Origin of the sequence: Agrobacterium vaccinii (genome assembly GCF_021310995.1) — a bacterium.
GTDB classification, from domain to species: Bacteria; Pseudomonadota; Alphaproteobacteria; order Rhizobiales; family Rhizobiaceae; genus Agrobacterium; species Agrobacterium vaccinii.
Map to the genome: position 1 here is coordinate 964,357 of NZ_CP054151.1, position 22,507 is coordinate 986,863.

The 22,507-nt window shown below is 56.9% G+C and carries 19 protein-coding genes, 1 tRNA gene and 1 pseudogene; 7 read left to right on the forward strand and 14 right to left on the reverse strand.

What is annotated here, in order from left to right:
• Window positions 1–13 precede the first annotated feature (13 nt).
• From HRR99_RS19540 to HRR99_RS19560, 5 genes are all read right to left on the reverse strand, one after another.
• Window positions 14–862 (reverse strand): sugar phosphate isomerase/epimerase family protein, encoded by an 849-nt coding sequence (locus HRR99_RS19540; RefSeq protein WP_233124506.1) that lies wholly within the window; start codon window positions 860–862, stop codon window positions 14–16.
• A gap of 1 nt (window position 863) precedes the next feature.
• A complete protein-coding gene (locus HRR99_RS19545; RefSeq protein WP_233124507.1) occupies window positions 864–1,859 on the reverse strand; it encodes an ABC transporter permease in 996 nt (331 codons plus the stop codon).
• On the reverse strand, window positions 1,859–2,872 hold the full coding sequence (locus HRR99_RS19550; RefSeq protein WP_233124508.1) for an ABC transporter permease: 1,014 nt from the start codon (window positions 2,870–2,872) through the stop codon (window positions 1,859–1,861). The genes HRR99_RS19545 and HRR99_RS19550 overlap by 1 nt, the downstream gene beginning before the upstream one ends.
• A complete protein-coding gene (locus tag HRR99_RS19555; RefSeq protein WP_233124509.1) occupies window positions 2,865–4,355 on the reverse strand; it encodes a sugar ABC transporter ATP-binding protein in 1,491 nt (496 codons plus the stop codon). Before HRR99_RS19555 ends, HRR99_RS19550 begins: the two co-directional genes overlap by 8 nt.
• Window positions 4,356–4,474: 119 nt before the next feature.
• Window positions 4,475–5,449 (reverse strand): substrate-binding domain-containing protein, encoded by a 975-nt coding sequence (locus HRR99_RS19560; protein WP_111838674.1) that lies wholly within the window; start codon window positions 5,447–5,449, stop codon window positions 4,475–4,477.
• Window positions 5,450–5,687: 238 nt separating this feature from the next.
• On the opposite strand from HRR99_RS19560, the gene HRR99_RS19565 reads away from it, so the two are divergent.
• The 4 genes from HRR99_RS19565 to HRR99_RS19580 all read left to right on the forward strand — a co-directional run bounded on the left by HRR99_RS19565 (window position 5,688) and on the right by HRR99_RS19580 (window position 10,490).
• Entirely contained in the window at window positions 5,688–6,767 is a 1,080-nt protein-coding gene (locus tag HRR99_RS19565; protein ID WP_233124510.1) for a LacI family DNA-binding transcriptional regulator, read from the forward strand.
• Window positions 6,768–6,853: 86 nt separating this feature from the next.
• Window positions 6,854–7,474 carry a pyridoxamine 5'-phosphate oxidase family protein gene (locus tag HRR99_RS19570; protein ID WP_233124511.1) on the forward strand — a complete coding sequence of 207 codons (621 nt, stop codon included), beginning with the start codon at window positions 6,854–6,856 and terminating at the stop codon, window positions 7,472–7,474.
• A gap of 694 nt (window positions 7,475–8,168) precedes the next feature.
• A tRNA-Gln gene (locus tag HRR99_RS19575) sits at window positions 8,169–8,242 on the forward strand.
• A 157-nt stretch (window positions 8,243–8,399) separates the two neighbouring features.
• A complete protein-coding gene (locus tag HRR99_RS19580; protein ID WP_233124512.1) occupies window positions 8,400–10,490 on the forward strand; it encodes a DUF6538 domain-containing protein in 2,091 nt (696 codons plus the stop codon).
• Between the two features lie 21 nt (window positions 10,491–10,511).
• Here HRR99_RS19580 and HRR99_RS19585 read toward each other — a convergent pair.
• Window positions 10,512–11,858, reverse strand: a pseudogene (locus HRR99_RS19585) (hypothetical protein); the annotation flags it as partial.
• Window positions 11,859–11,907: 49 nt separating this feature from the next.
• On the opposite strand from HRR99_RS19585, the gene HRR99_RS19590 reads away from it, so the two are divergent.
• Window positions 11,908–12,360: an ATP-binding domain-containing protein gene (locus HRR99_RS19590; protein ID WP_233124513.1), complete on the forward strand. Its 453-nt coding sequence runs from the start codon at window positions 11,908–11,910 to the stop codon at window positions 12,358–12,360.
• 561 nt (window positions 12,361–12,921) lie between these two features.
• Here HRR99_RS19590 and HRR99_RS19595 read toward each other — a convergent pair.
• The 3 genes from HRR99_RS19595 to HRR99_RS19605 form a co-directional block, all read right to left on the reverse strand.
• On the reverse strand, window positions 12,922–14,025 hold the full coding sequence (locus HRR99_RS19595) for a DUF4365 domain-containing protein (protein WP_233124514.1): 1,104 nt from the start codon (window positions 14,023–14,025) through the stop codon (window positions 12,922–12,924).
• 329 nt (window positions 14,026–14,354) lie between these two features.
• A complete protein-coding gene (locus tag HRR99_RS19600) occupies window positions 14,355–14,720 on the reverse strand; it encodes a hypothetical protein (RefSeq protein WP_233124515.1) in 366 nt (121 codons plus the stop codon).
• 17 nt (window positions 14,721–14,737) lie between these two features.
• Window positions 14,738–15,715, reverse strand: coding sequence for a HEPN domain-containing protein (locus HRR99_RS19605; protein WP_233124516.1), 978 nt, complete (start codon window positions 15,713–15,715; stop codon window positions 14,738–14,740).
• Between the two features lie 331 nt (window positions 15,716–16,046).
• On the opposite strand from HRR99_RS19605, the gene HRR99_RS19610 reads away from it, so the two are divergent.
• Window positions 16,047–16,427 (forward strand): pentapeptide repeat-containing protein, encoded by a 381-nt coding sequence (locus tag HRR99_RS19610; RefSeq protein ID WP_233124517.1) that lies wholly within the window; start codon window positions 16,047–16,049, stop codon window positions 16,425–16,427.
• 219 nt (window positions 16,428–16,646) lie between these two features.
• On the forward strand, window positions 16,647–17,549 hold the full coding sequence (locus HRR99_RS19615) for a hypothetical protein (protein WP_233124518.1): 903 nt from the start codon (window positions 16,647–16,649) through the stop codon (window positions 17,547–17,549).
• A 232-nt stretch (window positions 17,550–17,781) separates the two neighbouring features.
• On the opposite strand, the gene HRR99_RS19620 is transcribed toward HRR99_RS19615, so the two are convergent.
• From HRR99_RS19620 to HRR99_RS19640, 5 genes are all read right to left on the reverse strand, one after another.
• The gene (locus tag HRR99_RS19620) at window positions 17,782–18,528 is read right to left on the reverse strand and encodes an SDR family oxidoreductase (protein WP_233124519.1); all 747 of its coding nucleotides are present in this window, start codon (window positions 18,526–18,528) and stop codon (window positions 17,782–17,784) included.
• Window positions 18,529–18,582: 54 nt separating this feature from the next.
• Window positions 18,583–19,017, reverse strand: a complete 435-nt coding sequence (locus tag HRR99_RS19625; RefSeq protein ID WP_045232626.1) for a MarR family winged helix-turn-helix transcriptional regulator — start codon at window positions 19,015–19,017, stop codon at window positions 18,583–18,585.
• A gap of 286 nt (window positions 19,018–19,303) precedes the next feature.
• Complete coding sequence (locus tag HRR99_RS19630; RefSeq protein ID WP_233124520.1) at window positions 19,304–20,308, reverse strand: NADP-dependent oxidoreductase; 1,005 nt, start codon at window positions 20,306–20,308, stop codon at window positions 19,304–19,306.
• 124 nt (window positions 20,309–20,432) lie between these two features.
• Complete coding sequence (locus tag HRR99_RS19635; RefSeq protein ID WP_233124521.1) at window positions 20,433–21,257, reverse strand: oxidoreductase; 825 nt, start codon at window positions 21,255–21,257, stop codon at window positions 20,433–20,435.
• 112 nt (window positions 21,258–21,369) lie between these two features.
• On the reverse strand, window positions 21,370–22,464 hold the full coding sequence (locus tag HRR99_RS19640) for an alkene reductase (RefSeq protein WP_233124522.1): 1,095 nt from the start codon (window positions 22,462–22,464) through the stop codon (window positions 21,370–21,372).
• Window positions 22,465–22,507: the final 43 nt, after the last annotated feature.

The window sequence follows — 22,507 nt, forward strand, 5'->3', positions numbered from 1 at the left end:
AGGGAAGGAAGGGTCAGAAAAGCCGGTACTGGTCTGCCTTATCGCGCAGGAATGGCAGTCCCTTTTCCAGCACTTCCTCGGCGCTGCGGGCAACAGGGCGCCATGTCGAGATAGCGCCCGCCATTTCGACCGGCATGCCTGCAAAGCTTTCAAGCACCAACAAACCCTTGAAACCGATGGCTGACAGCGCTGCAAAGACTTCATTCCAGGCCACATTGCCAAAGCCCGGGGTGCCCCGGTCGCTTTCAGACATGTGCATATATTTCAGGTGATCGCGGGCAGCGATGATGCCGTTGCCCATCCCCTTTTCTTCCATGTTCATGTGAAACGTGTCGAGATGAACGAAGACGTTGTCCATTCCAATGCGCTCGATCAGCATGACGGCCTGTTCTGCGGAATTGATCAGATGGCTTTCATAGCGGTTCACCGCTTCGATACCGAATTGCAGGCCCAGCGTTTTGGCGTGTTTTGCAGCAGCACCCAGCGCGCGGGTGAGGTTGTCGTATTCGGCTTGCGTCGGTAGCACGCCAGTCCTTTCGTTCGTGCCGCCGAAGGTCACGCCGGTCAGCGCCTCTGCACCCATTTCCGACGCCTTGTCGAGCGCCGATTTGAGATGCTCAATCGCCGCATCGGGACGGACGGATGCCCAAGCCGGTTCCGGCAGCACCAGCGAGCAAGTGGCACGCAGGTCGTGCTTTTCCAGCAATGCACGGCTGTGCTTCGTATCGACCGAGGCAATGTCGATCAGTGGTATTTCGATGAAATCCTGGCCGTAGCGTGCAGCGCCAGCAATTGCCCGCTCTGCACCCGCGTGGTCCCACACCGTGGACCACATCATTGCGTGAACACCAAAACCTTGCACGTCATGCCTTCTTTCTGCGTGATGCGAAATAGTTGGAAGCCAGTGTGCGTGCCGCCATGACGACGATCATCAGCACACCCCAGAGCGCCGTTGCGAGGTGCTGGTTGGCACCCATCAGGTTCAGCCCGGAAGACAGAAGCTGGAGCACGACCAGCGCGAGGAACACGGGCAGAACCCGGCCAAAACCACCGAACGGGTTGATGCCGCCCAGAAAGGCCGCCAGCACCGTGATCAACAGATAGGATTCGCCATGGCCGACACGTACCGAGTTGAAGCGTGCCAGCATGATGATACCGGCCACAGCGCACATGAGACCTGAGAGCGTGTAGACCAGCACGACGATATTGCGGGTGTTGAGGCCGGAATATCGGGCCGATTCCATGTTAGAACCGATCATCAGCAGGCCGAAACCAAGCTTGGTGCGCGTCAGCAACACGTGCCACAGAGCAACGCAGACGATGAAAATCAGAAGCGGTATCGGCAGACCGAAAACGGAGCCATGGCCGATCGGCGCGACATAGTCGGGAAAGCCCGAGACATCGCCGCCGCGCGTGAGAAACTCGCCGAGACCGCGCAGAAAGATCATCATCGACAGCGTGATCAGAATGGGATGGGCGCGTGTGTAGGCAATGGCAGCACCCGTCAACGCACCCGCAGCACCGCCGGTGGCAAGGGCTGCCACACACGCCAGAAAGAATGTGGCTGGCGGAGCATCGACGCCGCCATACGCCTGTAGCACCCATGCGGCGGCAAGCCCGGAAAGATTGGCGGCAAAGGTGACGGACAGATTGATGCCGCCGGTCAGAAGCGGCAACAGCATGGCCAGTGTCAAAAGGCCAAGCTCCGGCAACTGGAAGGCAACCGAACCGAACGTGCCCAGCGACAGGAAGTTATCTGCCATCAACCCGAAGATGAGCATGACTGCGACGAAGGCGATGCAGGGGCCCGCCATATCGGCCCCGAAGGTGGCGTTGAATTTTTGTACGAAGGACTTCATCAACGCTTGCTCCCTTTTCTGGAAGAACCCTTCAGGCTGGCTGGCAAAAGCTTGTCCAACCGCGTGGAAGAGAGCGTGATTGCAACGAGGATGATCGCGCCGACGATCATCTTGAAGGCGAAGGGCGAGACGCCCATCAGGTTGAGGCCGTTTTGGGTGATCGAGACCATCAGAACACCGAGAACACAGCCCAGAACAGAGCCTTTGCCCCCACCGAGGCGCGCGCCGCCGAGAACGGTTGCGGCGAGCACATCGAGTTCGCGTCCGTAAAGAGCGTTGGGCACCACTTCCTGCGCATAATGCGCCTGCATTAGCCCGGCAATTCCAGCCATCAGCCCCAGCCAACCGAAGGAAATGTAGTGCATGGCGCCGATGTTGATGCCGAAGCGGCGCGCACCCTCCGGGTTGTCGCCGAAGGCGTAGAGTTGCCGCCCGATGGTCGTGCGCGAAATCATGAACCACGTGGCCACGCAGCAGAGGATCATCACCACGACCGGCAAGGTTAGTTCCAACCAGGAGCCATCCGGCATTTCGCGTTCGTAGAAGACGACACGGTTGGAAAGCCAGTCCGGCAGATTGTAGATCGACACGCCCTTGGTGAAAAACATCAACAGGCCGAAGAAGATGTTGAAGGTCGATATGGTGGCCACGATCGAGATGATGCGGAAACGCCAAACCAGCAGCGCGTTGATAAGCCCCAGCCCGATGCCAACGGCACCGGCGATGATGAACCCCTCCGCCCAGTTGCCGCCACCCAGCGCAGTGAGCGCCAGAACCGTGACATACTGCACAACGGAGGCTGCGACTGCAAAGGAGATGTCGATGCCACCAGATATCAGCACGACCAGTAGCCCGACGGCAAAGATGATGTTGACGGCCGACACGTTCAGCACGTCGAACGCGTTCGAGACGGTCAAGAACCGGTCCGTGCCAAACGAAAGCCCGGCGCACAGGAGGATCATCACCAAGAAAAGCGTGAACTCGGTCGTATTTCCAAGAATTAGCCTACGCATAGATGGCAGACTCCAGTTTGGTCAGCGACACCTCACGCGGATCGTAGGTCGCGTGGAACCGGCCTTCCACCATGTGGATGACCCGGTCGGTGTTGAAATAGACTTCCGGCGGCTCATCGGAGATCACGATGATGGAAAGGCCATCTGCTGCAAGTTTTCGAACGATCTCGAAGATACCGGCGCGGGCACCGACATCGACCCCCACTGTCGGAGCATCGAGGATGAGGATCTTCGGCCCAATCGCGAGCCATTTGGCGATGGCGATGCGCTGCTGATTTCCGCCGGATAGCGTTCGGATCGGATCGTCCGGCAGGCCGATCTTGACGCCGAGGGCAGAAATCCAGTTCGAAACGACGCTCTGCTTTTTCGATGGCGAGATCAGCCCGTGGCTTAGCAACCGGTCGAGCGACGCCATGACCAAATTATCGGAAATAGATTGTGGCTGGTTCAAACCGAGCGACAGGCGGTCTTCGGAAAGGTAGGCAACACCTGCACGGATCGCATCCCGGTTCGACCGGAAATGCATCTTTTCGCCTTCGATGTGTATTTCACCGGACTGCGGCTGCAGCATGCCGAACAGCGTCAGGGCAAGCTCCGTGCGGCCAGCGCCCAGAAGCCCGGTTATGCCAAGCGTCTCGCCGCGACGCAGATCGAACGAGACATCCTGAAACTCACCTTCGCGGGTCAGTCCGCGCACGGATAGCACGACAGGCTGATCATCATGATCTCCCGCAATCACGGCACTATCGAAATTGCGGCCCGTCATCAGTTCGGTCACGCGTGACTGGGTCATGCCTTCAACGGGAAAAACGCCGACCAGCGCGCCATCGCGCAGCACGGTAATCCTGTGCGAAATTTCCAGCACTTCCGCCAGTCGATGCGACACGAAGACAACGGCGATGCCGGAGGCCGCAAGGTTGCGAACGATGTCGATCAGATAATCCGCTTCCGACTGCGTCAAAGAAGCGGTTGGCTCGTCCATGAAAACGACGCGTGCATCGCCAACCAGAGCGCGGGCAATGGCGACGATCTGACGTTGCGCGATGGGCAATTCCTTGAGCGGCCTGTGAATGTCAATCTCGACACCGAGCCGCGCCAATGCGGCCTCGGCGGATTTCTCGATAGCGCGCTTGTCGACCAGCCCGTACTTGCCCTTTACAGCGTGCTGAAAGCCGATGTTCTCGGCAACCGACATTTCATCAAAAAGCGCCAAATCCTGCCAGATCACCTGAATGCCAAGCGATTGCGCGAGAGCCGGTGTCATCGCGGCAATCGGTTCGCCGGCAAAGGAGAGTTCGGCACCAGATTCAGGCTTGTAGACACCGGTGATCACTTTGATCAGCGTGCTCTTGCCACAGCCGTTTTCTCCGGCAAGGCAATGCACTTCTCCGGGATTGACCTCGAAGGACACACCTTTCAGGGCGCGCACGCCGCCGAAAGTGACTTTGATGTTCTTGAGGGACAGGAGCGGTTTTTCGCTCATAATCGCGTATCTCTCCGGTCGCCGCGCGTTTGTTGCGGACGCCATAAAACTAGCATTTCAACTGTGAACCGGCGTCGCGTGACATTTGCGTTCACGCGACGCCGTGGCCTTGGGGAGGATCAGAGGCCCATGGAGACGAGGTTGTCGATGCTGTCCTTGTCGATCTTCAGGAGCTGATCGACGATGATCGTGTTGCCTTCGGGCGTGATTGTGCCGAGACCTTCGATATTATCACCGGCTTTGGGAACCTGACCCTTTGCGATATGGTCTGCAAGCGTGATGAAGACCTCACCCGCCAGCTTCGGGTTCCACATGAAGCCGCCTGTCAGCGCGCCGGATTTGATCAGCTTGGCGCCCTGTCCGGGTGAGAAAGGCCCGATGACGAAGACCTTGCCGTCCTTGCGGCGCTCTTCGACGGCGCGTCCAGCACCGATCGGTCCCTGCGAACCAAAGGCCAGGAAGCCATGCAGATCAGGGTTTGCCGACATGAGATCGAGTGCCGTTGAGCGGCTCTTGTCGAGGTCTTCGGCAACGCCGTAGCGGTCGCCGACGAGTTTCATATCGGGGTAATTCGCCTTGATATAGGCAATGGCCGCATCGGCCCAGGCATTGTGAAGCGGAACGGTCAGGGAGCCGACGAATACGGCGTAAGAGCCTTTGCCGCCCATCTTTTCGCCCAGAAGCTTGCCGTGGGCCTCACCGAAACCCTTCGCAGAGGCCAGCTCGAAATCCCAATCTGCGCCAAGCTGCTTGGGTGATTCATGCGTGATGACCTTGATGCCAGCTGCCTGCGCCTTTTTCAGAACCGGCTCCAGCACTTTCGCGTCGTTCGGTACGACACCGATAAAATCGACTTTCTGCGCGATCAAATCTTCGATAGCGCGCACCTGCAAGGCTGGATCGGCGCTGGTCGGACCGACCATGAAGCCGTTGACGCCGAGCTTGGTGCTCTGCTCCTTGATTCCAGCTTCCATAGCGTTGAACCATGGAATGCCGCCGATCTTGACGACGACGCCCACTTTCGGCCCCTCGGCAAACGCCGTGGATGACAGCAGTGCGAGCGACAGACCAAGGGCTGCGATTATTTTATTCATGGATGTTCCTCCTCCAAACACTCGGCAATCGGCTTTTCGCAGCGGTTTCTTGATACCCCGCGCGCAAAATCTTTCATCTCGCCCATTCGAGACGTTCCCGTGCCACTCCCATAGCAACCATCTCCGCACAATCGATATTGCGTATCTGCACAATCGATGGTGCAATGAACATAACACGACGCACTCTTTCGTCAAGAGGACAACTGCTTCTATAATGGGAATCAGTAGGGGGACCAAAATGACGGAGCCGAACGGCAAGAAAGCCACCATCTATGACCTGTCCGTTCTGTCAGGCGCATCGGCATCTACCGTGAGTGCTGTCTTGAACGGTTCATGGCGCAAACGGCGGATTTCGGAAGAAACGGCGGGCAAAATCCTGTCGCTGGCTAAAGCGCAGCGCTACACCACTAACCTTCAAGCCCGTGGCTTGAGAAGCTCTAAATCCGGCCTCGTTGGGTTGCTGGTGCCGGTCTATGACAACAGGTTCTTTTCGTCCATGGCCCAGACCTTTGAGGCGCAGGCGCGTCTGCGCGGTCTCTCTCCTATGGTCGTGTCCGGTCGGCGCGATCCCGAAGAGGAACGCCGGACCGTCGAGACGCTGATCGCCTATTCCATCGACGCCCTGTTTATCGCTGGCGTGACAGACCCGGATGGCGTTCACCAGGTCTGTGCCCGCGCCGCCTTACCCCATGTCAACATCGACCTGCCCGGCAAGCTGGCATCTTCGGTCATTTCAGACAACAGGCATGGTGCGGAGGTTCTGACATCGGCAATCCTCGCCCATGCCGCCCGCAACGGGGCCCTCAGCCCGGAAGACGTCATTCTATTCGGCGGCCATGACGACCATGCCAGCCGCGACCGCATCGCCGGTTTCCACGCGGTGAAAAACAGCTATTTCGGGATTAAAAGCAGCGACGATATCGAGATCACGGGTTACTCGCCGCGCATGACGGAACTCGCCTTCGAGCGCTTTTTCGACCGCAAAGGCCGCCTGCCGCGCTGTTTCTTCGTCAACTCCTCCATCAATTTCGAAGGCCTGCTTCGCTTCATGGGAGGGCACGATGGCGAAACCTTCGGCGACATCGTCGTCGGCTGTTTCGACTATGATCCCTTCGCCTCGTTCCTTCCGTTCCCGGTCTACATGATCAAGCCTGACATCTCCAAGATGCTCGAGCGGGGATTTGATCTCCTAGAGCAACCTCCTGCCCGCCCCACGGTCACGATCATCGAGCCGAAACTGATCCCGCCACGGACAGCCCTGGAGGGACCTCTCGATGACATCAAAGATCCCACTCCGTTAATGAGTGGTGCTCGATAATCAGCTACCAGCGACCCAAGGCCGATGTGAAGGCATCGCCGCTTATGATAGGGTCGGGCGTCCTCTTCTTCAGCGCAGGAAACGCCATGCCATATCACTTTCTGGAGGTCGCAGTGACCCCAAGCGTCAGGGCCGCTCAAGCGGAAATGGGTGCTGATCAAATCTGGCTCGGCGGCCACGACCGACCGTCCGATCGGTTCACCGAAAACGAGATTGCCTTCATCGCCTCGCGCGACAGCTTCTATATGGCATCCGTATCAGAAACAGACTGGCCCTATGTGCAGCACCGGGGCGGGCAGCCGGGCTTTCTCAAGGTCATCGACGACCAGACGCTTGCCTTTGCGGATTATCGCGGCAACCGGCAATATATCAGTACCGGCAATTTCGCCGTCAACGACCGTACCTGCCTGTTCCTGATGGATTATGCACGCCACGCCCGTCTCAAAATCTATGCCCATGTCGAGCACCTGACGCTCGAAGCGGACCCCGCCCTCACAGCCGCTGTCTCCGACCTGAATTACCGTGCGCGCGCCGAGCGAATTTTCAAGCTGAGGCTCGAAGCCTTCGACTGGAACTGCCCGCAACACATCACACCGCGTTACACTGAACACGAGGTAGAACAGGCCGTCACCCCTCTCCGCGAAAGGTTATCTCAACTGGAGGCGGAAAACGAGGCTTTGCGTGTAAGGATTGGTGAACTAAGGTAGGAAAACCGAAGTGTTCACGCGGCGCGGAGCGTCCGTGGTTTGCGGTGGTTCAGGCCCGGAGAGCACACGCAAATGCGGTCACTTGTGGTCTATTTGTCCGCATTTGCGTGGCCACTGGCTGTCCCGTCCGTGTGTTTCCTCAGCCAAAGCCGAGGGGAGGGTTTGTTTGAGGCATTATGGCTCCCATACAAACACTCCATCCGTCTCGCCACGCAACCAGACATCTTGGCTTGGCGGAGCTCTCGATGGGTCCGGGGCCGTGGCTGGGTTCGTGGCACCGATGTCTCGGTTTCGATCGCATGTTTCGGTCAAATCCCAAACACCTCTTACAGCCGCCATGATGTCTCGCGATACACCCTGCCGATGGAAGCGAGGCAATTGTAGGCACAGCTTCGGGGACCAATGAAAAAGCTTTTGTCGATTTTTTGCGTTTTTTTGATAAGGCTCAGATTTTGAATGGATGTTTTTCATAGAAGCTGTACTTCACGTGGCATTCACCACATTTCGTCAATATCCGCCATTACCGACCAACGAAAATTCAGCCACTCGCCTGAGCTGGCCAGACGAGTTACGTGCAGTAGAAAAATCCCTCCAGCAGCATTTTCCTGACTGAAACGCATTTTTCAGCTTGCATAGCGAGACAAATCATTTATACGACCCCCTTAACGAAGCGGCGCAGCCACTTCGGTTGCGTTGGGGAATAGTTCAACGGTAGAACGACGGACTCTGACTCCGTTAATCTTGGTTCGAATCCAGGTTCCCCAGCCAATTCTCTCTAAATACCCTTAATCCCTTGATCTTCCAGTCGTGTCGGATATCGTTTTGGCATCATTGGCGACCTGGTGCCCACAACTGTAGCCCACAGGTGATGCCCACGCGCAATATGCGCGCCGGCATTTCAGGTGGCAGGCAAGGGTAGAACTTCATGGCGGTCCGCCACGACGTCGAGAATCTCATCCGCCGCGGCAATATCTTTTATTGGCGTGCGCGTGTTCCAAACGCGTTTCGGCAATGCCTACCAGGCAGCCGACTTTCATTAAGCCTTCATTGTTCTGATCATAAGAAAGCTCAAGTCATTGGTCGCAAGCTCAACGTGCTGATGGCCGAACTTAAGTTGAAACAGAAGGACCCCATGTCAAAGGCGCAGCTCCAAAAGCTTTGCGAACACGAACGTGACAAGATGCTCGAGCATCTGGACGACGTCTCGATGGTCGCACGGCGCTATGGCCGTCCGGCCGATATCGCAGAGCTGGAAATGGATCTCGAAAATGGCTGGGCCTATCGTCTTCTTGAGATGTTCGGGATTCGCCATCGCCTGACACTGGAGGCCGATTGCCCCGGCCACACCTATCTTCGAAAACAAGGGGTCTCCGCTTCCCATTACTTTTCAATCCGCTCGAACTATCTCGAACTTTGTCAGGAGGCGACCTCACGCGGTTTTCAGGAGGGTCTCCACAGATTGATGTACTTGTTCGACATCAATCCAAGCGCGCTCAACGAGGAAAAGGCCATGAAGGCCTATTTCAGCGGGCGGGCAGAAGCTCTGTTTGACGTCGCCGAAAGGCACCCGCTCGCCGACCGCGATCTCAGCGAACTTACAGGCGGTGCGGCATCCAGACCACAGCCCAATTACATCGAAGGTACATTCCTTGAAACGACGTCATCATCTTCGGTGACTGCAGCTCCCGCCGATGACGTTGTCACGCCGCCCGAGCTAGAAGATCCGCCGATCAAGATGCTTGATCTTACTCCATCACAGCAGTCCGCAGCCATCGATCAGCCGGTCGAGGGCAAGGCACGTCCTGTGATCCAAATTGCAGACTTCGAGACCGAGTGCGAAAAGCTCGTGCAGAACATGAAGGACTCTTGGGATGAGACCACCGCACGTGATGCTCGTGCGCTGGTTCGCATCTTCAAGGGCGTGCTCGAAGAACACGGTGTGGAACATACCGGGCGGATTAGCCAGTACCACATCGGCAAGCTTCGTCAGCACTTCAATGATATTCCGACGCGTTGGGGGCAGAGCGCCAGAATGAGGGCGATGTCCGCCCCCGAATTACGAGCCGAAGGGCAAAAGCTACGCAAGCAAGCCGAGACTGAAGGCGCGGTCGCGGCGGTGGGTTTGAGCGCCGCAACGATCCGCAAGCATTTTGGAAACCTGAATCACTTTTTGAAGCATGTACGTGGGCACGGGTTTGAACTCGACGATTGGACGTTTGAAGGCTTGAGGCCAAAGAAACCGAAGCTTGGCTCCATTCGCAAACAGCAGCACAAGCCGAAGCCGGACGAAATCAAACCAATCTTTTCCAGCCCGATCTATACTGGGTCCTTGAATAATGATCGCGGACGCAAGAAACCAGGACCGCATGTCTTCCATGATGCAGCCTATTTCCTCCCCATTATGTTTTCCTATCTCGGTGCGCGTCGAAGCGAGTTCGCCGGTCTTGCATTGAACGACATCGCCGAAGACGATGATGGCCTGGTGCTCATCCTGCGTACCAATAAGTTTAGAGGATTAAAGACCGAGCAATCGGAGAGGCTGCTACCGCTTCCCGATGAACTGGTTCGCCTGGGCTTCTTGGAGTATTGCGCCGCTCTCCAGGACTTGGGATATGAGGCCGTATTTCCTGACCTATTCTCAGATAAGACCACGAACGATCCGGGGGACCGCTTCTACGACGTCTTCCTTCCGATCATGAAACAGTCGCTAGGAGAGAAAATGTGGGATCGCGCTTTCCACGCGCTGCGTCACGGCATGGCAGACACTCTCCTCCAGGCAGGTGTGCCACCCTTGGTCATCGACGATATCTCGGGAAGGCTCAGTCAGGGCAGTGAGACCAGCCTTCGCTACACAAATCCTGCCGGCGTACCGTTGATGCGCGATGCTCTGAGCAAATATCCGATCATCACGTCCGGCATTGAACCGAAGCCGATCAAACTATTGCCATGGATCGAGAAGCGACTACCGCCGCCTTGGGCGCGTGAGGCAAAGAATGATGCGAGACGCCGGAAATAATTTCCGACGTCTCCTTTTGCGTTAAGCAGCCTCCCAGACCTGATTGAGAATGCGTGCGGCAAGTGCTGCCTTATCTTGGGGCAAGAAGCGTCCATAGTGCTTTGCGACCATGTCGGCCGTGTCCTGGATTGCGTAGCTGGCCTGCTCGTAAGAACCGGTCTGCTTCAGGATGTGAGTCGCGAGCACGTCGCGGACGTTGTGGGGACCGTGAGGCAAAAGCCCCTTGATTGCACCTCGCCCGGTGTAGGGGTTGTAGATCCCGTAGCGCTGGATGGTGAGACGCCATGCCTCGTAAAAGCTGGTCGTGTCATACGCCGCATTGGTGCTGGTCGTCTTGACGGTCTTGACGAAGAAGGTACCGGGATCAGCGGCCGACTTTAGCAGCACCGAGCGATGGTAATCGACATAGGCGTCGATGTACTTATAGAGATCCAAGAGGTCTGGAAGCACAAGCCGAAAAGGTTTGTCGCCAAAAAAGGACGAGTGCGCGTTCTTGAAGGCAATGGCAGGGATGAAGACTTCCCAACCGCCTTCTCGGTCACTCCAACGGATTTCGCCGCGCTTCATCTTTTCCAACGCGCGTTCCGAACGCGGCATCGATCCCTTTGGGTTGAGCATCAGTTGCCGGAGGTTTTTTTGGCGGAGCCCCAGATGCAAACCAAGTCTCAGCATCAGAAATGATCGTACCGCTTCGGCAGCCGGCCGAGGGTAGCGCTCTTCATCTGGCATCAAGCGGATGATCTCCTCGGTGATCTTTCTATACTCACCAACAGGGCTTTCTGCCTCTAGAACCGGCATGATTGGCTCGAACGGATCGCGATGGACTCGAGCAATCCGCTGTATTTCTTTGGCGCGATGAGCCGCATGCTTGTGGAAGTCATCACAGGCAGCGTGCCAGTCGGCGTTCGCGTAATCGATCTGATCTTGCGAGACGAGGCCCTCGATCGGTTGAACGCGGGCCAGAAGCTCCGGATGCTGTCGAAGCCACCCCGTCTCCTCTTTGGTGATAGCTAGAGCGATCCGCAGCATGTCGACCTCCCACGCGGTAAAGAAGCCTCTGCGCTTCTCGCGCCACTGCAGATACCAATCCCACACACCCGGAAATACAAGCAGCCCAAATGTCAACTGCCGCAGCGGCACCCCGTAACCCTTCACCTCTCCATCTTTGGCCGCAGCCAGAGCACCGAACATCAGACCCAGATGCTCGATCTTCTGAGAAGCTGTCTCCTCGCCCCAGACTCCGTTACGCTGAAATCCGACCGATGTCAGAGCTGACGTCTTAAAGCGCACAAGGTCGGCCATTTCTGTAGCAAGTGCCGGGGGTGCCTTGACTACGCCTGACTGAAAGTCAGGGTCCTCAACCCAGGTCACGATCGGCGAAGTCATTGCTCACCTGCAGGCGACAGGTCTGCCGATCTTGTCGGACGCGGTCGAGCGTCAGGAGAAGGATCTTGCCCATGCCATCGCCGCTGGAGGGGAGCTGTCGAGCCGCCAAAAGGAACTAAGCAAGCTGCACAACGTCGCCTACGCGGACGTCATTGCCCTTTGTACTTACCTCGACGGCCATTCGCCGTTTCAAACCAAGCACGGGGTGAAGGGAGATCAGTTCGAGAACGTGCTCGTCGTATTTGGCCGCGGTTGGAATGAGTATGACTTCAACGCTTATCTCGGAATGGCCAAGAATCCTGCTCAGATAGCGGCCAAGGCTGCCGCCTATGAGCGCTATCGCAACCTGTTCTATGTTGCGGTGTCTCGTCCGAAGCGTCGTCTGGCGCTCTTGTTTACGCAGAAGCTAGAGCCTTCGGCGATGGCGACGCTCACAGACTGGTTTGGACAGCATCCCATTCTCGATATCGGGCATACGCTCTAGCGCGCTGGCCGCAAGGGCGTAGCAGCGGGAGACTATCCTCGAGGGTCCGCTCTGTGGCCCTACCGCATTGTCTGCTACTGGCGGATACTGTTGAAAAACCCCAGCAGGCGGCTTTCGCTTCAGGATCGCTGAAATAATATTGCGTGTGCCAAGCTCGCCCTACATGGCACAAGCAAAGTGGTTTCACCTCTCCCCAACCGTCAGAAAACTATACCTGACGATTCGGCCGAGGAGTGCCATTGCTGATGTTCAATGGAGATTTTCAACAGTATCGGCGCAACCATGACCTCCATAGTGGTGGGCGGAAACGTCTGCTTTCAAGGATCCGATAATTAGGTCTCCATGTCCGACATGAAGGCGCGTTGCCGTCTGGGCACGGCCGCCACCTGAACGGCGGCTATCTCAGTCCCGGAGCCCGTAACCGAGAGCGCAGGAATCCGCTCCGTGATATTCGGGGTCGCAAAGGTCGTAGTCCGTAAATTGGTCATCCTCGGCAGCGGGGCCGCATTTGCCCACATAACACCTATCATAATGAGCCGGCACGACCGTAAAGCCGGTACACTACGAGCAAGAGGCTTCCGGCGCCTGGGTTTCCACCCAGATCAGATTGTCGAGAAGAATTGAGCTCCCTCGTGTGGGATATTTTGTGAAAAGCCGGTACGACAAGTCATCATCGTCTCGTAGCTGGAGTTCGCCGAAACGAGTTTGTGGTAAGGCGCCGTTGCTAAAACGCATGACGAGCTGATAGCCACTGAGGTCGGCGTAATGTTCACGCGCAGAGCAATACCATGCCACTTCCTCTACGTCGGCATCCCGAAAAGCTGATGGCAAATCCATTGCCCTTGCTTGCTCTGGCCAGCAATCGTAAAATGTTGCTAGACCCTCGAGGCCGGCCCGCGAGTAGGAATCATACCGCAGGACCAGGCGTAGGACTTGGTCCTGACTAAACATGTCACCAAGGCGTTCGACGGTCGCAACGATCTGCGGGATTAGCTGCGACGTTTGCCACAAGCCAGGGTTTGACCCCAAGCCGACCAGAAGCTCTATGATCTTCTCCGCCGTGCGGAGCCGATTCGGAGCTTCGATATCATCCAGTAGTGCAAGCACACCCCTGAATAATTTGATCTGCTGGCCGTCGCTAGCGGCAACGTCCGCCAGCTCCCTTAGCGCGAGCACCACGGCTGACGCGTGTTTTCCTGATACGACATCGATAAGTTCGTGGTCGAGGCCAGTTTCAAGCGTTCTATGAAGCGGTATATGCACTGTGATGGTTGCATTGTCGGGCGATGACGTAAGGCGCTCTTCGTGTTCCAGCGCCCAGGACTGGAGCCAAAGCCACCAAGCCGAACGCGTCGTCACGTCCACATGCACAAGTATGACGGGCAACCGGAACTGCAGCGCGTAACTTAGGAATGATCGTTCAAGTACAACGTGGACCACCTGTCCGTGCACGTCCGCCGACTCGGTCGCCTTGACCTGTAGTTTTAACAGCTTGCCTGCGGGGCGCTGTCCGTCGCCTTCGGCTGGCGCATACTCGGCCTCAAGGTCAACACCGTAGTCAAGGTCCTGAAATCTACACATCCAATGGGGATGCGCATCCACCTGTTCACGAACCTGATTCTGGCCTTTGTCGCCAATTTTTTGCGAACGGGTCCGAGCTGGCACGGAAACCTTCCATTACGTGAGTGTGTCTAATCAATGATAGCGCCGAGCATACATGCCGACTTGGACCCTGCTGCTCCAACACATCGGGAGGATTGTAGCTGGACGAATTGCAACCCTAGTTCAAACGTCCGTTTTTGGCAAGTTCGGAGTCAGCCGGAACGGCCGGTCTGAAGCCGCAAAGCTGCCAGGCGCTCTGTGGCTGCCTCACCGCGAACTTGAGGCCCGAAAGCGGAAATTATTGCCGTTAGACCGTCCAGTTGACTGATGCCCAAAGCCAGGGCACAAAGGTGGCATCCACGGTCGCTCGCGATTGGAAAACAGAGGGAATTTCAAGGACGTTCTTTTAAGTCATTGAAATCATGTGAGAATCCAAGGTCCCCAGGCAAGTCAATTTTGACCATTTTTTGATCAAAATTAGCGACGATCTCCAGCACGGAAAAGTGGCGTCTTCTCAATAAGTTGCGCATGTCGGCCGCAGTCCATTGGGCCCTACGTCGCTTTCGAGAGCGACTAGGAAAATTGGCTGGGGACCCGCAAGCAACGACCGCACCGGGGCCGGAATCTGGCTGTTGGATAATGTGCGAGAGAAAGGTGACGCTGAGATTTAAGCATTTTTTGCTGTTGTCCGCTTTCGGCCCGAAGCGGTCGTTGCCGGACTGCAATTGGCACCCGCTGAGTTGGTTGAGTCCAGCCACGAGCACTTTCCCCATCATCACGTCGATGTCTGGTTCTTAATGTGCTCGGAAAGCCAATGATGCAGGAGCGTGTCACAGTCGGGCACCGCGCCCTGCGAAATGCAAGTAATGAAGGCAAGTCGAGCCAAGCGAGCGCTCTCTGCAAGAGCAGCACCAGTTGCCTCTTGGGAGTTGTGAACGCTGCTACCTCTTAGTTCGTAAAGCTGCGTGATGCGCTGCTGCAGCGCTTCGCGTTTGCCGCCGGGATCTTCAAGGTACGTCGCAATGGCCTTGGACAACCGCTTTGTCAGTTGATTTTGCCCTGGACGAAAGAGGGTCTCAAGAGCGGCCCATATCATTACCATCGCTGCTCCGCTTGAGTGAGCGAACGGCGCAGAGTCCATTGTCTGATACGCACGGTTGAAGTGCTCAATGTTCATTAGCGCAGCGCCCGGAGCGAAGAGTTCTCTAACCGCCTCCAGATGGTCGATACCAATAACCTCATTGGTCACTCGTGGCCCCATGCGCGGACGCGATATCTCAATCGGCCAAAACTGCGGGTCGTGCTCACAGTCTCGTGCGTCGGCAAATGCCGTATCCGAAAGCACTGGAAGCACCAACGGCATTCCTGTTATCAATCGCAGCAAGGAAAGTGTCCACCAAACCGAGTTCATACGGTCGAAATTAATTGGAGATGCGCGCTCCGCGAGAGCGACCTCGATACACACATCAAACCCGATGCCACCCGACGCTGGACGCCACGGACCCGGATGCGGCTTTGATGCAGCATCTGGCTTGGCAAAAGCTATCAAGTATGGAGACATCACATGAGCAAAAGTCTGTCGAATCGTGAGGCCCTCTGCCACCTCAAACTGTTCCACTGCCAAGGATCCACCAGCGACGCCGCCATAAACCGCGCTATTCGCGGGATCGAAAACGAGGTGCTGCTTCGGCCGCAGCCGTCCCTCCAGAGCGTCTCTCAATTCACGCAACTTTTCTTCTATAAGTTGATCCATTCGGCTAGCCTAACTCGGACTGAGCTCAACTGGCAATCACATCCTAGACGACCTATTCGACTGTGAGGCTGATCTTGGGAAGCAGGCATCAGGCGATTATCGTCCTTAGCGCCTGAGCACAGGAATGACCGTGTTGGCGCAAAGCGGTCATTCGCCCGTTGGAGCAATAGCCGTGAAGCCTAACTTTCGCGACAGACTTGGCGACGAGGAAAGTCAGGGAGCTTCTTCGAGATCAGCTTGGACTTGTTTCTATTTTGGATTCGCCGGTCGCAAATAACCGGACATTCTGGCATTCTTCGAGCAGCAGTCATGCTCGAAGGAGGATACGAAGATGGCCGAGCCACAAAAAAACATTGAGTTTGATGGCCCTCAGATGCAGGGAACGCATTATAAGCGCGCCGATATGGCAGGGTCTAATTTCGATGGCGTAAACCTCGCCGACGCACAGTTTTACGCTTGTTTGACCAAGGCGAGGTTCACCGACACTAATTTAAGCGAAGCCGTTTTTGACGATATCAACCTTGCAGATGCGCGCTTTAACGACGTCAATCTCTCTGGAGCCGCCATCACGAATGCGAACCTATCGCGCTTAACAATAAGCGGCGTGACGTTGGCAGATTCGGACATCAAAGACGCCGATTTAACGGGCATGCGGATCAACGGCGTTCTCGTTACCGATTTGTTCGTCGCCTATGAACAAGCGAAAACCTGATGGCTATTGACTTCCTTCGCAAATGGCGCAGCGCGGAAAACCGCATGTGGCCCAGAGCGACATTGTGGGAAACGTTTAGCTCGCGTGCGTGACGCGGCTTGCGATCACCCTGCTTTTGACCGATCATCTGCAGAGTATGGACAATGTGGGCTGCCAGAGGACAAATCTATGTTTCATCGCTTCATGGCTTGAACCGTTTTGCCATAGGGACGCCTCTCGTTGAAGAATACTCGTCGCCAATCAGACCATCAGGCCGAGCAAACCCTACATCGCTTCGACCTCAACCCTCCCGATGTCGATAGCTGTCTCTCTCAGCTCCACACGGCTTTCTCCCATTATCGTCCGCGATGGGATTGGTGCCGCCAGTGCTTCTCGGTAGATGACGAGGCACGAACACGAAGTGCGGGCGATCCGCGTCGCGCCACCCTGGAAAGCTTCGGGCAAATCTACTTCGAACATCCGAACTGCTCCGGCGGCCGCGACACATTCCTGCATTGGCTGCCCCGTGGGCTGGAACTAACATTCCTTAACTTTGACCATGACTACTTTCCCATGGAAGGCGCTATGCGACTTGGGCTCTGGCGCTGGCCGAGAGAGGAACAGGATGCACTGCGCGGCTTGTTCTGCAGCGTCGCGATGAATTGGTTCAACGGCGGCGAGCCCGTGCCATTCGAGCGTGTGATGCGCAAGTCGAACAAAGACATGGATAGCCTTGTGTCCGTACGCATCGTCAAAGCGCTCCTACTGCTTAGGATCAACCCCTTTGAGCTGTTTGCTTGGCTGGCACGAGCGAAATCAACCCGAGCGCGGAGCGTCCTGGTCGGACTCACGACCCATGGGCATCTCGTCGACGAAGGTGACTACTATGTTCTGGACGATACCACCGACGAACCATTGCTGCACGAGGGAACTCGAGCCTTAGATCGCCTCGCTTTGGACGCTCTTCAGCGGATCGCCACCGACGAGCGGCTGATATGCCTATGGGATTGGGCTCACCGAGAAGACCGGATGTTGGCCCGCACTATCGAGAATACGGAACCGTTGCGAACGCAACGTGCCCTGCGCCTGTTGGCGACGGAACGCCAGAAGGATCGCTTGATCGTCCAAGCTGCTGTCGTTTGAGCCGCCGCTGGCGTCCCCCTGTCTGGAAATATGTGTGCGATATCTTCGAATGCGCGTGACGGCTGCCGCAAGATCGAATGCCTCTTGAACCGCCACCTTTGGGATCGTGAGGCGACCAGACACCCTTCGAGGAAGGTTCGGTGTTGGCGCATGCGGAAGCCAGCGTGCGATCCGGAGGAGACATTAAGATGCGGAACCGGTGGGCACGCATCCCATAATTGCTGAATGCGTATCACCAACTCTTTTGCACAAGTTCGCCTGATGGAGCGCAAGCGTAGAACCCTGCTGTCGGTCCATATGCGTGGGTCGTTGCAAGAGCGACTCCAGGGCGAGCGCCTTCTTCAGGCGAATGACCAGCTCCGTTGCCTGTCATATCGCTCGATGTGAGGCCGGGGTCCACCGCGTTCACTTTGATCCCTTCCCGATCCAGCTCCTTCGCGAGCTTGACGGTCAACATGTTCAGCGCAGTCTTGGAGGCGCAGTATCCGCCGAAACCGACCGTCCATGTTTCGCTCCGCATGTCCAAGGCATCCGTCAACGAACTTAGGCCGCTGCTCATCATTACGATCCGTGCCGCCTTCGATTTGCGCAACAACGGCAAAAAGGCTTGAGTGACGCGCATCACCCCGAATACGTTGGTGTTGAACATCCGCTGCATCTCGTCAATTGACTCCTCGGCAAGCGAGGGAGGCGGACCAAACATGAGCCCGGCGTTGTTGACCAATACGTCGAGATGCCCCACTGCACTCTTGACGATTTTGGCGGCGTTGGAAACGCTCTCATCTTCCGTGACATCGAGTTGCACTGCACGGGCGTCAACGCCGTTTCCTCGCAGTTCGCAAGCTGCCATCTCGCCCCGTGACACGTCTCGGCATCCCAGCCAGACTGTGTGTCCGGCTGCGCCAAGCTGCCGCGCAATGGCGAGGCCAATACCCTTGTTTGCTCCCGTAACGAGCGCAATGGGCGATGTGTGGGTCATGATGACGTCCCTGATCATTTCGATGTCAGAGACATACTACGAAATTCGTAATATTCAACCTTCGTATTTTGCAATTTGTTGGGTAAGCCTCAGAAATTCGGTTTGGTCGACGGAATCGAGGGCCTGCAGCATCGCTTTGCAGGATGCTCGATATCCATCGATATAGCCTGCAACGGCTTGCTGCCCCTCGTTCGTGATCGTCAGAGCCACCGACCTGCGGTTCGCCTCTGGCCGCTGCCGTTCAATCATGTCCCGACGGACCAGCCGGTCAGCCGAAGACGACATTGTCGTCAGAGCGACCTGAAGGTGCCGGGCAACATCCCCGAGGTTACACTCGGGATGCTCATCGATAAAAAGAAGCGCCTGAATATCGAGGGGGTTGAGCGAGTTTTGCATAACGGCCGCTGCCTCCGCGACCTTGAAACGACGGGTAAAGCGCTCAAAGGCGGTAGCGAGTTTTTCGATTTGTTCGGGCGTAGGTTCTGTCATTCCTGATATTAAGCATTTCTGCTCCGAGGACGTAAGGCATTACCCCAGAATAGGTATTCCTTGAATTTATGCGATAACCGCTAATGGCGCAGTGCAGCCATCCCCGGCATTATAACTTTCTTCGGGAAAGCGGAAATTATTTCCGAGAACTCGCTGGTTGAATGCTTCAAACAGTCTGTGACGAATGACGGTTTGGGCCCGCAAGGAGAACGTCCGTTCCTTTTTGCAACAGTCATGGAAGCGGACATGCCGCTTTGAAAAAGAGAGCTTTATGCAGGTGAAACCGTCACTGCGAAACGGCAACGACAACCTTCCCCTTGGCGCGCCCGGTTTCGACATAAGGCAAGGCTTCCGCCGTCTGCGAAAAGGGAAACACCTTGTCGACGACAGGACGGATGGCGCTAGCGTCGACCAGCTTGGCGATCTCCTGCAGTTGCTGGCCTTCCGCCCGCATGAATAGGAACGAATAGTCGACGCCCCGGCTCTTTGCCTTTTTCAGAATCCCTCTGCTCAGCATCCACATGACAAGGCGCAGGATGAGGTTCAGCCGCAGGGATTTGGCGAAGGGGACGTCCGGCGGTCCGGAGATCGAGATCAGTTTACCGCCGGGCCTCAGCACATTCACCGACTTTGCTAACGCCCTGGCATCCTGGCTGTTCAGCACGAGATCGTATCCCGAGAGCACCTGTTCGAAGTCCTGCGTCTTGTAGTCGATGACCACATCCGCGCCGAGGCTTTTGACAAGCTCGATATTCGCGGCACTAGTGGTGGTCGCCACGCTGGCACCGAGATGTTTGGCGAGTTGGATAGCGAATGTGCCGACACCGCCGGACCCTGCCTGGATGAATACCTTTTGACCCGGCTTGACCTTGCCCACCTCGACAAGCGCCTGCCACGCGGTCAGTCCGACCAGCGGGATCGAGGCAGCCTGCACCATGGAGAGGTTTTTCGGCTTCAGCGCCAGGTCTGCGGCATCAACCGCTATCATTTCTGCGAAGGTGCCAGCTCTGTGATCCCGCGGACGTCCGTAGACTTCGTCGCCTGCCTTGAACTGTCGGACATTGGCGCCGACGCGGAGGACAGTGCCAGCCAGATCATGACCGAGGATGAAGGGCGGGCGATAGGGCAGGAACAGCTTGAATTCGCCGTCACGCACCTTGGAATCAAGAAGGTTGATTGCGGTGGCCTCGATGCGAACCAGCACGTCGTTGGCACCGATCTCAGGATTTGGCATGTCCGCTAGACGCAGGGGCCTATGCTTCTTGTATTTGTCGACAACGAAGGCTTTCACGGGTTCTCTCCGGTGTAAGATGATTATCAGGTCAGACCGCCGGGAAAGCCAGAGCTTTCAGCACGAACTCGGCATGGTAATGCAAGATCGCACCGTCGCGGGCATCGTCAAAGATAATCAAATCTCAGGCTATGTTGAATTGCTTGCGCAGGATACGATCAAACAGCGCACGCGGAAGAAAGCGCCGGGCGAAGGAAGTCTGTCGGGCAGCCTTTCCCGAGGGGTACCGCAAGCGCGGCGTCCTTGCTTGCGCTGCGGCAAGAATAGTCGCGGCGACATCGTCTGCCGTGTCGCCGGCTGCCATGGCGGCATTGAACGCCGCTTGGTATCGGGCAAATGTCTGACCATAGGCCGCAACGGGACGGTCGCCACGCGGCGAGTTGGCTTCGATGGACGTCTTCGTCGCCCATGGCTCAATGACGGCGACCCGGATGCCGAACGGCCGCACCTCGTGATCGAGGGATTCGGAATAACCCTCGATCGCATGCTTGCTCGCCGTATAATAAGCGCCGAAGGGACCAGGAATAAGCCCCACGACCGAGCCAATATTCAGGATCCGCCCAAAACCCTTTTGACGCATGATCGGAAGAACTGCATTCGTCACCCGCACCACGCCCAGAAAATTTGTATCGAACAGCGCATGAACCTGCTCGATCGAACTTTCTTCCGCAGCGCCTGATATGGCGTATCCGGCATTGTTGACGAGAAGGTCGATTTGGCCGAGTTCTGCAAGTGCCAGCGACGCCGCGGCAGCAACGGAAGCGTCCGAGGTCACATCGCACGCGATCATGCGTATGCCGTCGCGAACCTCGTCGGGTGACGCCTTGCGGCTGGTGCCAATCACCCGGTAACCCGCCCGGCTGAGCGTCAATGCAGCCGCTTTGCCGATGCCGCTTGAGGCACCGGTCACAAATGCAGTCTTCTGTCTTTTAGATGCAAAGGTTGCCATTACTTTGTTCTCGATCTGGTGCGCGACATCTGTCCGCGCAGCCTTGGGAATTGTCAGGAATTAATAGTGATCGACATGAGAGGGGCCGCGCCGAGGTACGGCCCCTGATGGCTCAACGACCGGAGGTCTCGGTAAGGCGCGGATAGTCGGTGTAGCCCGCAGCGCCGCCGCCATAGAGCGTGGCCGGATTGATTTCGGCCAGAGGTGCACCGCTTTGCAGTCGCTCCACGAGATCGGGATTGGCGATGAAGGGGCGTCCGAAGGCAATGAGATCCGCACTGCCATCGGCCAGATACGACGTCGCAAGCTCAAAATCAAAGCCATTGTTGGCGATGTAGCTTTTGCTGAAGCGGCGGCGCAGCGAGCCATAATCGAAGGGCGCGACGTCGCGCGGGCCGCCGGTCGCACCTTCGACGACGTGAATGTAGGCGATGCCGAGAGCATCGAGTTTATCGACGATGTAATCGTACTGCGTCTGGGGATCGCTGCAGGAAATGCCGTTGGCGGGCGAGACCGGCGAAATCCGAGTGCCTACGCGCTCGGCACCGATTTCCTGCGCCACCGCGGCGGTGACTTCGAGCATGAGACGCGCGCGGTTTTCCACGGAGCCGCCATAGGCATCCGTTCGAACATTGGCGCCGTCTTTAGTGAACTGCTCGAGCAGATAGCCGTTGGCCCCGTGCACCTCGACCCCATCGAAACCGGCTTCGACGGCATTGGCTGCCGCCTTGCGGAAGTCGTCTACGATACCGGCGAGCTCATCAATCTCCAGGGCGCGGGGCTCGGACACATCGACAAAGCCATTGTTGACAAAGGTCTTGGTCGCCGCACGAATGGCCGATGGCGCCACTGGCAGGCCGCCATTGGGCTGCAGGTCGACATGGCTGATGCGACCAACATGCCAGAGCTGCATGACGATGCGCCCACCCTTTGCGTGCACAGCAGCCGTCACCTTGCGCCAGCCGTCGATCTGGTCCTTCGTGTAGATGCCGGGCGTGTCCTGATAGCCCTGGCCCTGCTGGGAAATCTGGGTAGCCTCGGATATAATCAGCCCTGCAGAAGCGCGCTGGGCATAATATTCGGCTGTCAGGTCGCCGGGCACGAAGCCCGCGCCAGCGCGGTTGCGGGTGAGCGGCGCCATGACGATGCGGTTTGCAAGCGTGATTGCGCCTAGACTGGTGGGTTCGAAGAGGGTGGTCTTTGTCATGATATCACTTTCATGCTTTCTGAATCTCGTTGGTTCATCGAGT

Excerpts from the sequence above, each read along its gene's own strand:
- HRR99_RS19640 (WP_233124522.1), bottom strand. The coding sequence starts at position 22,464 with ATGACAAAGACCACCCTCTTCGAACCCACCAGTCTAGGCGCAATCACG.
- HRR99_RS19625 (WP_045232626.1), bottom strand. The coding sequence starts at position 19,017 with ATGACAGAACCTACGCCCGAACAAATCGAAAAACTCGCTACCGCCTTT.
- HRR99_RS19635 (WP_233124521.1), bottom strand. The coding sequence starts at position 21,257 with ATGGCAACCTTTGCATCTAAAAGACAGAAGACTGCATTTGTGACCGGT.
- HRR99_RS19555 (WP_233124509.1), bottom strand. The coding sequence starts at position 4,355 with ATGAGCGAAAAACCGCTCCTGTCCCTCAAGAACATCAAAGTCACTTTC.
- HRR99_RS19565 (WP_233124510.1), top strand. The coding sequence starts at position 5,688 with ATGACGGAGCCGAACGGCAAGAAAGCCACCATCTATGACCTGTCCGTT.
- HRR99_RS19545 (WP_233124507.1), bottom strand. The coding sequence starts at position 1,859 with ATGAAGTCCTTCGTACAAAAATTCAACGCCACCTTCGGGGCCGATATG.
- HRR99_RS19550 (WP_233124508.1), bottom strand. The coding sequence starts at position 2,872 with ATGCGTAGGCTAATTCTTGGAAATACGACCGAGTTCACGCTTTTCTTG.
- HRR99_RS19580 (WP_233124512.1), top strand. The coding sequence starts at position 8,400 with ATGGCGGTCCGCCACGACGTCGAGAATCTCATCCGCCGCGGCAATATC.
- HRR99_RS19610 (WP_233124517.1), top strand. The coding sequence starts at position 16,047 with ATGGCCGAGCCACAAAAAAACATTGAGTTTGATGGCCCTCAGATGCAG.
- HRR99_RS19605 (WP_233124516.1), bottom strand. The coding sequence starts at position 15,715 with ATGGATCAACTTATAGAAGAAAAGTTGCGTGAATTGAGAGACGCTCTG.
- HRR99_RS19570 (WP_233124511.1), top strand. The coding sequence starts at position 6,854 with ATGCCATATCACTTTCTGGAGGTCGCAGTGACCCCAAGCGTCAGGGCC.
- HRR99_RS19620 (WP_233124519.1), bottom strand. The coding sequence starts at position 18,528 with ATGACCCACACATCGCCCATTGCGCTCGTTACGGGAGCAAACAAGGGT.
- HRR99_RS19560 (WP_111838674.1), bottom strand. The coding sequence starts at position 5,449 with ATGAATAAAATAATCGCAGCCCTTGGTCTGTCGCTCGCACTGCTGTCA.